The sequence below is a fragment of the Paenibacillus validus NBRC 15382 genome (genome assembly GCF_004000985.1).
In the GTDB taxonomy this organism is placed as follows: Bacteria; Bacillota; Bacilli; order Paenibacillales; family NBRC-103111; genus Paenibacillus_G; species Paenibacillus_G validus.
The window spans coordinates 1-11,396 of record NZ_BIMH01000078.1 but is presented as its reverse complement, the minus strand read 5'-3'; the positions used below and the strand labels follow the sequence as shown (position 1 = coordinate 11,396).

The following is an 11,396-nucleotide window of genomic DNA, read 5'->3' as shown; positions in this document are numbered from 1 at the left end:
CAGATTTCTCCTCCCAAAAATGAATGCAAGATTGTTTTACAATTATGTATACAAGTTTAGTTTAATTTGTTTTTCATCATGTGTCAACATGAATGTTTAAAGTAACCTTCACAGCACAGGGAAATTAAATTAATCCGCTCTATCCTCAGTACATGCAAAACAGTCTAAAACGATGAATCGTTTTAGACTGTTCTATATTTCCTATGGGTGCCAAGTTAGCGATTTCATGCACGCAAACCGGCTATGTAATTTTCAAACCAATGGTTGTTCGGTAGTCCCACGGAAATATTTGCGCAGCCGCGTTCACTCCGGAATATACGGCAGATCGAGAAATGTCGGTACGTTGATGACATGCTTTTCCACATAAGCGAGAAGCCCATCGATTCCATATTCCCGGCCTACCCCGGATTGTTTCACGCCGCCGAACGGGAAACGTACATCAAGCCCCATGATGGCCGCCGTGTTAATCATGGTAGTACCGGCTTCAATACGGCGCGCCACGCGTACAGCGTGCTCTTCCTCTCCCCAAACGGAACTGGTTAAACCATAAATACTGTTATTCACGAGCGAGATAACCTGTTCTTCATCATCGTACGGCATAATGGGCACCGCCGGGCCGAACTGTTCTTCCGCCACAATCGGAGCGTTATCATCCACATCCAGCACCAATGTGGGCTGCATGAAATAGCCCTGTTCAAACAACTCCGGCTCCAGCACCCGTCCTAGTGGGATGACTTTGGCGCCACGGCTCTTCGCATCCTCGATCAGCTCTTTTACATACTTCAGCTGAGCAGCGTTGTTCACAGGACCGATTGTAACCTCCGGATTAAAGGGACTTCCTACCCGAATCCATTTATTAGCGGCTTCGATATACTTCTCAACAAATTTGTCGTAAATCGAACGATGAACATACACGCGTTTCGCAATCATGCAAATCTGGCCGCCGTTGAGAAAATTAGAGATAACGAGACGGCGCATTGCCCTTTCATCGTTCACATCGAATTCAGGAAGGAAGATGGCGGCATCATTGCCTCCCAGTTCCAATGTCAAATGCTTAATCGTATCCGCAGCCGATTTCATGATGTGCTTCGCTGTATTCGTGCCTCCCGTGAAGGCGATTTTAGCGATCTTAGGATTGGAAGTTAGTTCGACGCCTACATCCGCCTCGCCATGAACCATGTTGATTACGCCAGGCGGGAATTCGGCCGCGATTAATTCAATGGCCTTGCTCACCGCAAGCGGAGCATATGGACTCGGCTTTAGCACCATGGTGTTGCCGGTAAGTACGGCCGGAGCAATTTTGATGGTAGAAAGCGAGATCGGGTAATTCCAGGGAAAAATCGCCGTCACCACCCCCATCGGATCATGGGAAATAATCGTCCTGCCGTGATCATGCTCTTGTACTTCATCTTGAATGACATCCTTAACACGGCTGCATGCATACTCCATCCACATCGTTGAAACTACAATCTCGCCCTGCGCATCATAAAGCGGCTTACCATGCTCACGGGAGAGCAGCTCCGTTAATTCGGGTGCGGCAGCTTTCAGTTTCTCGATCGCTCGCTGCATCCGCTGGATACGCTCATCAATAGGCGTCGCTGCCCAGGCCGGGAATGCCGCTGCCGCAGCATCTATCGCAAGCACGGCGTCTTCCCGTGTGTTGACCGGGCCGTAGCCGACGATCTCACTCGGATTTGCCGGATTCTCGCGTCCATACCGCTTTTCCGTTACTAGCTGCCGGCCATTGATTAGGGCATGAACAACAACAGGCTCATTTGCCATAGCAAGTTACCCTCTTTCCTTATGGAATGATAAATTGATAGCGCTTTCAAGATGTATATTCAATATCTTACCGAAAATGCGAAATATTGTCAAACAATTCTGTTTAATTTTTATGAGAACAAAATTATTGAACCAGGGGAGAAGGGCGTAAAGCAGAACCTGCAGCAGCGCAAAGCAGCTCTCAACTTATGATCAACGTTGAGAGCCGCTTTTTGACTTTTTATTCATCCTACGAATTCCGCTAACAATGATGAAGTATTCCTATAAATCCACACTCATCAATAAATGGCCTCAGCCTGTCTTGGCAGTTGTTTGAATAGTATCGATGATAGGCGTACCGTACATGAAAAATTCTTGAGGAAGCTGAGAGCCGTACCAGATAATCCCCTTCTCCAAATCCTCTTCCTGCCACATGATTGGCTTCCAGGCCGGGTCAAAAATAAGATATCCGGCGTCCCCGAACAGCTCTACGCGGTTGCCCCCGGGCTCGAAAACATACAGGAAGTACGCTTGGCTCACGCCATGCTTGCCGGGCCCCGCATCGATTCGAATGTTGTTCTCCACCAAAATATCGGAAATGTCGGAAAGGTGCTGCGGGTATCCGTACCAGTAGCAAATATGATGCATGCGCGCCTTTCCGCCGAGCGGATCGCCCATCATCGCAATTTCATGCACAAGCGGGCTGACGCTCATCCATGCGGCGGCATCGTTTCCGTTCTTCAGCCTGATATGCTCGCGCAGATTGAACCCGAGGTTGTTCATCATGAAATCGACATTCGGCTTCAAATCGCTTGCCATCAAATTGACGTGGTCCAGCCGGCGGACCGGGACACCGGTCGTCGGACGCTTCTGCGGACGGTTCAGCAAAGGCGTACGCTGATCCTCCGGCGCCTGATAATAGTCCACTTCCCAAAGCAGCTCCATGCGGTGGCCGTCCGGCGTCCGGAACTGGTAAGCCGCGCCGTGGCCGTTTTCCCCTTCAAACCACCCGGTGCCAAGTCCCGTATCCTTAATCGCTTTTACACGCCGATCCAAGGCCTGCGGGGAAGTCGTCCGCCAAGCGACATGGCCCAGTCCCGGTTCCTTCGCCTCGGTGACCTTCAACGTATGATGATAGAAATCTTCATACGCTCTCAAATAAACCGACTGACCTTGTCGGCCGGACTCCTGCATCCCCAGCAGGTCTTTAAAAAACCACAGCGTTTCATCCGGCTTCGGTGTGAAAATTTCTACGTGCGCCAGCTGCGCCACATCAAAAATCGGTTCTTTTTCCATGGGTATAACCTCCTGAATATGGTATGAAAAACATGGGTAACATCTAGGATTTGCTTGCTAAAAAATAGTGAACAACGTCGCAGAACTGCTCTTTCTTTTCGATTTGAGTCCAATGTCCGCAATTCGAAAACGTATGAAGCTCTGCCTTCGGCAGCAGATGAAACAACTTCCAGCTTGTTTCCCGGATCGGGATTATCCGGTCTTCACGCCCGTGGAGCAGCAGCACAGGAATGTCGATACTCCTCAATTGCTGCTCACTTAAGGCAAGTGCGTCCACATGACGCTGCCGCGGAGCCGGAAACATCGAGGCGAAAGCCGCTTGATTCTCTTTGTTTAATGTCGCCTGGTAGCGCATTTGAACGAGATCTTCATTATTGGAAAAATGAGGATCGAAGGCAAATAACTCAACAAGCTTTTTCATGTTATCGAAACTTGGTACATAGCCCCAGACCTGATCAAGCCCTTCGGTTAACGGGAAATGAATGCCCGCGCTTCCCATTAACACGAGCTTTTTGACCAAATCAGGTCTCTGCACCGCCAAATGCAGGGCGATTGCACCACCAAGCGAATTGCCAATGATCGATAATGGCCCGATCTCTTTTGTTTCGATAAATGCTATAAGCTGCTGAACCCAAACATCAACACCGTATGGCATCAATTTCGGTTTTTCCGACTCGCCGAAGCCGAGAAGGTCAGGTGCATACAGACGGTATTTATCCGATAAAACGGGAAACACCTGCCGCCAATTTGCCCATGCGGATACACCCGGTCCTGATCCGTGAATGAAAAGAAGCGGCTCGCCGTGCCCGGCTTCGTGGTAGTGGACATCATAATTACCGATTTTTTCGGTTAAACCGGTCTCTGCCATGTGCATTATCTCCCTATCCGTATATTGATTTTGACCGCTGCTGTAAATATGCCGAATCATTTCGCAACCATGCCACGATATCCCGCCCATTTTCTTCACATATTTCATGTCCCGCCGGATAAGTCTTGTAGCAGACCGACTTTGCACGGCTGTTTAAATATACGTAATTTTCTTTACCTATGCTCACCGGGAAAATGTCGTCAAATTCCCCGTCCGACAGAAAGATGGACAGCCGATCGATGGATTTTACTTCAAACTCATCTTTTACAAACGCCGGAATATATCCATTCATCGCCACAATCCCTTTTATCGAGTTACCTAATAATAAGGCTAGTGACATGCTGAGAATGGCTCCCTGACTAAAGCCCAACAAATATCGGTTATCAGCAGAGACGGGATATTTGTTTGTGGCATACTCCATGAATACTTGAAGCATTTCTAGGCTTTCATCGAATGTATCCCTGTCCGGTTTTCCATATTCTTTGAGCGTATAATAGGCATAGCCTTGGTTATAAGAAAGATGCCCGCGCACAGCAATCAGAATAAATTCTTCTTCTAAATCGGCCACAACAGAAAGGATGTCTTGTTCGCTGTACCCGATGCCGTGCAAAGCGAAAATGACAGGATAACGCTGATCGGGGGCGATTGCCGGTGGTATATGAATGCTATAGGCAAACGGACTTTGCATGAACACTCCTCCCCTTGTTTGCTTCCTTCACTGTGAATATGTAAACGTTTTCATATTCATTCGTTTCGAATCGTCTCAACCCGCCTGGGTATCCGCATAAAAAGTAGTTCTCTTCACGTGGCATACCGGTATTACACAAAAGTTAAATTCAAGACGCCCAGAACCGCCTGATCCGGATAAATCGTGCGCGCACAAACTTTCCATTCTTGATTGACTTTGCGCAGCGTGTCAAATCTTTCGCCAAACATCTCATAGTTCACCGTGCTGTCGCTTCTGCTTCGCAGTAACAGAAAATTACTGCGCACATGGACCTCTGTGTCTTCGGAACCGGCTTGTATGAATAAATTCGAAATAAAATGCCGGTTACGCGTAGGAGGATCCTCTACCCAAGCCGATTTGGTCCCGAGCCTTTCGATACGAAGCCTTAACGATTTCATATCCTCTTCATAAAAAGCCGTATCGTCGGTCATATTGGAGCCGTCTTTTCGTTCCCGCGTAGAACGCTGCGGCATACGGTACACGATATCATCCGTGAGTAGAGCCAACCATTCCTTATATAGTCTGCGATCCAGCAAAAATGCTTCATGATACAGGAAACGGGTGATTTCATTTTGCGTATCGCTGCTCAAGAATAACCCGGCAGTCTCACTTGGAATCTGGGCATTCATCGTCGGTACCTCCCTCTATAAATGAATACATGCTCGCTCAATTTTCTTGCAGCATCTTCAGCCACTGCTCCCAAAAATTCCGGATTGCTGTATCCAGAAGCCACGTCGGATAAGCTTTTCCCGGACCCGGGAAGTTTTCAATCGGCATGACGCGATCAATCCCCATCAAATAATTGAGCACATTATCGTAACTTAAATCCTTATTACGTGCCATCACCGCTTTGCTGCTTTCCGTAATCCGGGTCCATATCTCGGTGTCATCTTCCTCCAGCGTACCTCCGGGGCCAAAAGAGATGATATAAGCTCTGCTCGCCTCTTTTTTGTATTCCTCATTTGCTTCTTTATCAATCATCACCCAAGAGCAAATTTCGATGCTGTCGGGACCGATAGGCCGCCACACCCTCATATTTAAAAAGGTGGTGATCGAATCGCCGCCGGTACTTTGCGGGATGCTGACCCAGGATAGATTCGGGAAGCAATTCCCGACGTGCACTTGCATGTTTTCCAGGAACTGCAGCTGATTCGGATTCAAATTACGTTCAAACATCGGCCATAGCTCTTCCGGAAGCCCTTGATATTTAGGTCCCTCTACCCCTGGCGGCGTAAGAACCAAATTGAGCCCGTGTCCGTTGTTTAATGAAAGCTGATAGCCAAATCCGGCTTGCGACACGAAATCCGGACTAATCCCCATTTCTACCGTCGAGCGATGGGAAGTAAGCGCATGATAGGAATCAGCACAGAAATTCTCCGCCGTGACTTTCCAGTTCGTATTCACCACCCATCTCTGGGGTGCGCCTAACACCTCCATGCCTCCATCGGTACGGCTGACCAAAATGTCCAGATACCATTTTAATTCGCCCAGATATTCATCCAGAGAAGAGGCATTGGAATCGAGGTTGCCGAAGATGAGTCCCGCATACCTATCAAGCTTCGGAACCGGCCGAAGCGCCCACTCATCCTTCACCATCTCCTCCCCGTAAATTCTGTTGCCGGCCGTAACGCCGATCAGTTCTCCATCCGGATTAAATGTCCACCCATGGTAGGGACAGGTCAGGTTTTTGCTGTTCCCGTAATCAGCCGTACAAAGCTTAGCGCCGCGATGGGTGCAGGAGTTGAGAAAGGCCTTGATTTCCCCTGTCTTGGTTCGGGTAACCAAGATCGGATCATTGCCGATATACCTTGTCACGTAACTTCCGTGCTCTTTTAATTCCGATTCATGAGCCAGAAAACACCATGTCTTCGAAAATATCTTTTCAATCTCCAACTCAAAAATTTCCGGATCATACTTAACCCATTGAGGTAATCGGCCGGCGGATAGCTTTTCTTGAATTAAATTCAGCGTTTTATTTTCAACTGTGCTGTTCTTCACCTTGTCTGCCTCCTCATTGATTTAATGAGAAACATGTCCAAAAACATGAACCAAGAGACTTTAAGCGCCTTCAATAAGGTTTGGCAATCACCCCCTTTAATGCCGAACCTATCTTTAACTTTTAGTGAAAGGATTTTTATTGATTAATCGCAGCGTAAAGTAAATTTGCACGGCCAAGTGGTACTTGAGACGGCTCATTCCGTCGTTCAAATTGATTCCGCAAAGCTCTTCAATTCGGCGAATCCGATAACGCAGCCCGGTGATGGATAAATGGAGCTCACGTGCGGTATTAGCCAAATTGCCGCTGTTATCCAGATACGCCTTTAAAGATAAAAGCAAGTCGCTTTGGTAAACGAGATCATTGTCTATTAATTTGCCTAACACATTATGGCAGAAGCTGATAAATTCATCGTGATCTAAACTTTTAATAAACAGCATGATATGTTCTAACTGCTCAAAACTGGCCACGGCATTTTCTTGAAGAAACGATACCTGCACAAAGTCGGTAATTAAATAGGCGTCCTGATAACTTTTTCCGAGACTTACGATGGAACTAGCGACCCGACCGGAACCTACGTAAATGTTGGTTTGTGAAAATTTTCTTTGCAGCATATTTTTTAAACGCGTCTCAAAATTATGCTCTTCCATCTCCGGATTTTCGCTGCGCCGAACGGAATTTTCCCATTCCCTGGATACGATGAGCACGATCCTGTCTTTACTTATGAAAGCCTCCAGAAGGGGAAATTTCAAATTGATATAGCTCATGACATGTTCCAGCTCATCCGCGGACTTCAGCTTTATGCAAACAACTTTTACGGCCGAGCTGAAATCTATGCCTGAATCCGAAATCCTCCTTCTCAACTCCTGCTCATCATAATTTCCCCGTAATATCTCTTCAAATAAATCGGCTTTCATTTTCCAATTCCACTTGTTAATTGATCGCTGATGGTATAAGTGCGTGGTGATAACGCTTACAACCCTGCGTATAATCATTCTTTCCTGCTTGGTTAATTCATTCGCTCCCACGACAACCATGGTTCCAAGCAAACTATGATTCGCCTGAAGATCGAATGAATCGCATGTAAACGATTCTGTAAATTGGCCTGTGCTGGAACCTGCTTCCTTCCACCTTTCATATAACTGAAGATCAGTTTCCGCTTTCCAGACAGCTTCGTTTATTCCGTTTCTCTTTACTTTTTCGATAACAATACTCCGGTTTATGGCTTTCGATAAGAAATCGATAAGATGGTACAAATTCTTCCCTTCCAGCATGAAATCCGTCAGTTTATTGCTGATTTCCTCGGAGTGAACCATGATACGGTTTAGCTCCTGTATCTCTTTATTGTAGGCGTCCAGCTCGGAAGCAAGGGATTCCGCCTGATAATAACGGAGATCTTCCTGGTAGTCGGGATCGTTTTCGTCAACCGTTTTGGCAATAAAATAGCAGCAATCGTCCCCTTTAGCCTTACAGCGGCTTTCCTTTACCAAAACACTTTTACCCAAAACCTTAGTCAGAAAACCGCTGGCATATCCGACAATCGAGTAGCATACCGCTTCATCGCTCCGGCCGAAATGGCGAATATGCTCTTCCGCTTCGTATGAATGCTTCCAATACCCGTGTGAATAGAACTCTCCTTCAATAATATCCAAGGCTTCAATCTCCACCGTCACAATGCCTTCCATGGTAGCAAGCACCGGCCCTGAAAGAATATATTCTTTTAAAGAATCCCACCGAAACATTTTACCGACTGCATCGCCATCGTTGTAGCCATACGCCCATCCATAGCGCATTAAGAAGCCTTTTGCACGCTCCATCCCCAACGTACTGACTAAGTCGCGGCGCAATATTCCCATGGCTTCAGCTGAGATTAACAGCATTCGTTTCGAATCCAAAGTCAAGATTCCGGTTCTACGATCAATGTCAATAATATTTTCAAATAACAATCGGCTCGCCTTTACTCCTCGACCATGCGACATCAAATAACTCTTGCTCTGCATGAGGTCCTTATCCCCTTTCGAAAGCCATAAGAAAATACGGGAGTTCATTACATTTGTGCGACTGATTCGTAACCTTGATTTAAGTGTACGCTCCGATATTTCTTGCCGCAATAGCAAAAAAAGATATACTTTTCAGATAATTCCGTCCATTTTTACCATGCCTGTTCTGTATAACGGTTATTTGCATTAAAATCGTCTTTTCATGGTAAGTCAAGTTTGATTGTGGCCGGTTTTATTAAACCCGAAAACCAAAAAAAATCCCCCATTCATAGTTGACAGCGCTCTAAAGCACTATCGAACTTGGGGGAGTGTAACCAACAAATATTCAATTTTATCGATACTCTTTCGGAATGCGGCGGGCCACCTTCGTTCGAATCGCAGCCTCTATCACTCGTTGTCGTATCAAATCTACCACTTTGTGATCGAAAACACTTGGAATAATATATAACCTATCCAATTTATCCTCTGTTATGACGGAAGCAATAGCCTCAGCAGCAGCAAGTTTCATTTCTTCATTGATTTCAGTCGCCCTGCAGTCCAGCGCCCCACGGAAAATCCCGGGAAAACAGAGTACATTGTTAATTTGATTCGGGTAGTCAGACCTCCCGGTCGCCATAACGGCGACAATATCATCGACTTCTTCCGGAAGGATTTCGGGTGTCGGATTAGCCATCGCAAACACGATCGGTTTGGAGGCCATAGTAAGCACATCCTCCCGTTTCAACAAACCGCTTGAAGAAAGTCCGATGAACACATCGGCTCCCCGCATGGCATCCTGAAGCGTGCCCGAAACACCAGCCGTATTGGTATTCTCGGCAAACCACCGTTTCATCGGATTGGAATATTCGTTTCCTTTCACCAGAATTCCGTTTCTGTCCAAACCGATGATATCTTTCACTCCAGCAGCCAGCAAAATTTTCGTGCAGGCGATTCCGGCCGCCCCGACGCCGCAGACAACCACTTTAATGTCACGGATGGACTTGCCGGCAATTTTCAGCGCGTTAATCAGTCCTGCATACATGACGACTGCCGTTCCATGCTGATCATCATGGAAGACGGGAATATCGAGTTCCCGGCGAAGGCGTTCCTCTATTTCAAAGCAGCGTGGCGAAGAAATATCCTCCAGATTAATTCCCCCGAAAGATGGCGAGATCGCTTTAATGATTTTGATGATGTCCTCCGTATCCTTCGTATCCAGACAGATTGGGTATGCGTCAACATCCGCAAACTGCTTAAACAGCATCGCTTTGCCTTCCATCACCGGCATTGCCGCTTTCGGTCCGATGTCCCCCAGCCCCAAAACGGCGGTTCCATCCGATACAACGGCTACCGTATTTCTTCTGATTGTCAGCGAGAACGCTTTTTGTTCGTCTTCATGAATGGCCATGCATACTCGCGCAACATCCGGCGTATAGACGCGGGAAAGATCGTCGCGGTTCTGAATCTTTACCTTCGGATGGATGCCGATTTTTCCGCCCAGGTGCATCAGAAAGGTGCGATCCGAAACATGCACCAATCTTACCCCTTGCAATCTTTCGATGGCTTCGGTAATTTTACGGTTATCCTCCGCGTCCTTCACGTTGATTGTAATGTCACGGGTGGTCGAGTTAGGCCCGATATGAATGGTATCGATGGCGATAATATCTCCGCCCGTAAGCGATATAGCGTTGGTCACCATACCGAAGTTCATCTTCTCCGTGTCGATATCAAGACGAATGATAATACTTTTTCCTCCTAATTCCTGATTGCTGCCTGTACTCATATTCTGGTCCCCTTCCCGCAAATCCCTTCATAAACACATTGCGGACCATCTTCATTACCGAAATGACCTTAGTTGATCTATCGGTTTAAATTTCCGCAAGGAAAGTGGGATTCTCGTTCGTCATGATTCTGACTTCTTCCGCGCTGAAACCGTTCTGCAGAAGATTCGAAATAAACATCTTCATCCCTTCGTCCGGATAAACATATTGCGGTTGGCCCAAATCGGTGGACAGAATGCAATTTTCCGGACCTACGTAGCGAATTTGTTCATATACCGATTCCCAAGTCACTTTATCGGTGTATGGAGTCGTAAAGCAAAACTCCATAATCGCCCCTTTATCCGCCAGTTCTTTGATCTGCTCCTTGGAAAGATCGGATGAAGGAAAATTCGGATGGGTGATAACCGTTTTTTTCATTTTCCGTTTGGCCGATTCTTCAACTAAGGCATAGATTTCTTTAACGCTGATATGGCCTGTTGCAAGCACAAGGCTGTGATGAGCCGCAATGTCCATAATGTCCAGCACCTGACGCTTAAGCGTACCGGACTCATCCAACAGCGAGATATTCGGCATCGTTTTCCCTTGTTCTTCAAGTTCCATCTTCATCTTCGCCCAAAACGGAAGCTTGTCGTGCTTCGCGGTTTTGAAATGCTCCTGCTCATTCAAGGAGTCAAATGTCGGCATCCAGACGATTTTCGCGCCATCCCGTGCGGCGATTTCTACGGCCATCGGGTTCAGGCCCCCGACCGTATTGTTCAGACAAATGGCGCCGACGACATTGACATCGGGGTACAGTTTCTTGGTCAAAGCGGCTCTTTCCGCCGTGCAGAAATAGTGCGACTTAATGCCGAATCCCTTCATGCCGGCCTTTTGCATACGCTCCGCCATTTCAAAATCATCCAGCTTCCTGCCGATTACATCAGGTCCTGTGTGAATGTGGAGGTCATAAGCTCCTGCTAACAATTGCTCTGCATCCATGGTATTTCTC

9 protein-coding genes are annotated in these 11,396 nt (G+C 47.1%); all 9 read right to left on the bottom strand.

Translation table 11 applies throughout. From position 1 onward, the window contains the following. Nucleotides 1-303 precede the first annotated feature (303 nt). Complete coding sequence (locus PVA01S_RS25315) at nucleotides 304-1,782, bottom strand: aldehyde dehydrogenase family protein (protein WP_127610581.1); 1,479 nt, start codon at nucleotides 1,780-1,782, stop codon at nucleotides 304-306. A gap of 291 nt (nucleotides 1,783-2,073) precedes the next feature. Beyond that, complete coding sequence (locus tag PVA01S_RS25310; protein WP_127610578.1) at nucleotides 2,074-3,057, bottom strand: catechol 2,3-dioxygenase; 984 nt, start codon at nucleotides 3,055-3,057, stop codon at nucleotides 2,074-2,076. A gap of 43 nt (nucleotides 3,058-3,100) precedes the next feature. After that, nucleotides 3,101-3,925, bottom strand: a complete 825-nt coding sequence (locus PVA01S_RS25305; RefSeq protein ID WP_307720703.1) for an alpha/beta fold hydrolase — start codon at nucleotides 3,923-3,925, stop codon at nucleotides 3,101-3,103. A gap of 13 nt (nucleotides 3,926-3,938) precedes the next feature. Next, nucleotides 3,939-4,613, bottom strand: a complete 675-nt coding sequence (locus tag PVA01S_RS25300; protein ID WP_127610576.1) for an alpha/beta hydrolase — start codon at nucleotides 4,611-4,613, stop codon at nucleotides 3,939-3,941. A gap of 131 nt (nucleotides 4,614-4,744) precedes the next feature. Beyond that, entirely contained in the window at nucleotides 4,745-5,281 is a 537-nt protein-coding gene (locus PVA01S_RS25295; RefSeq protein WP_244933048.1) for an aromatic-ring-hydroxylating dioxygenase subunit beta, read from the bottom strand. A 37-nt stretch (nucleotides 5,282-5,318) separates the two neighbouring features. Then, the gene (locus PVA01S_RS25290) at nucleotides 5,319-6,650 is read right to left on the bottom strand and encodes an aromatic ring-hydroxylating oxygenase subunit alpha (protein ID WP_127610574.1); all 1,332 of its coding nucleotides are present in this window, start codon (nucleotides 6,648-6,650) and stop codon (nucleotides 5,319-5,321) included. Nucleotides 6,651-6,764: 114 nt separating this feature from the next. Continuing rightward, a complete protein-coding gene (locus tag PVA01S_RS25285; protein ID WP_164751973.1) occupies nucleotides 6,765-8,648 on the bottom strand; it encodes a XylR N-terminal domain-containing protein in 1,884 nt (627 codons plus the stop codon). Between the two features lie 331 nt (nucleotides 8,649-8,979). Beyond that, entirely contained in the window at nucleotides 8,980-10,410 is a 1,431-nt protein-coding gene (locus PVA01S_RS25280; RefSeq protein ID WP_127610570.1) for an NAD-dependent malic enzyme, read from the bottom strand. A gap of 85 nt (nucleotides 10,411-10,495) precedes the next feature. Then, on the bottom strand, nucleotides 10,496-11,386 hold the full coding sequence (locus tag PVA01S_RS25275) for a DUF6282 family protein (protein WP_127610583.1): 891 nt from the start codon (nucleotides 11,384-11,386) through the stop codon (nucleotides 10,496-10,498). Nucleotides 11,387-11,396 lie beyond the last annotated feature (10 nt).

What these genes read in the sequence shown, in the direction of transcription:
- PVA01S_RS25315 (WP_127610581.1), bottom strand. Translation starts at nt 1,782, where the DNA reads ATGGCAAATGAGCCTGTTGTTGTTCATGCCCTAATCAATGGCCGGCAG.
- PVA01S_RS25310 (WP_127610578.1), bottom strand. Translation starts at nt 3,057, where the DNA reads ATGGAAAAAGAACCGATTTTTGATGTGGCGCAGCTGGCGCACGTAGAA.
- PVA01S_RS25305 (WP_307720703.1), bottom strand. Translation starts at nt 3,925, where the DNA reads ATGGCAGAGACCGGTTTAACCGAAAAAATCGGTAATTATGATGTCCAC.
- PVA01S_RS25300 (WP_127610576.1), bottom strand. Translation starts at nt 4,613, where the DNA reads ATGCAAAGTCCGTTTGCCTATAGCATTCATATACCACCGGCAATCGCC.
- PVA01S_RS25295 (WP_244933048.1), bottom strand. Translation starts at nt 5,281, where the DNA reads ATGAATGCCCAGATTCCAAGTGAGACTGCCGGGTTATTCTTGAGCAGC.
- PVA01S_RS25285 (WP_164751973.1), bottom strand. Translation starts at nt 8,648, where the DNA reads ATGCAGAGCAAGAGTTATTTGATGTCGCATGGTCGAGGAGTAAAGGCG.
- PVA01S_RS25280 (WP_127610570.1), bottom strand. Translation starts at nt 10,410, where the DNA reads ATGAGTACAGGCAGCAATCAGGAATTAGGAGGAAAAAGTATTATCATT.
- PVA01S_RS25275 (WP_127610583.1), bottom strand. Translation starts at nt 11,386, where the DNA reads ATGGATGCAGAGCAATTGTTAGCAGGAGCTTATGACCTCCACATTCAC.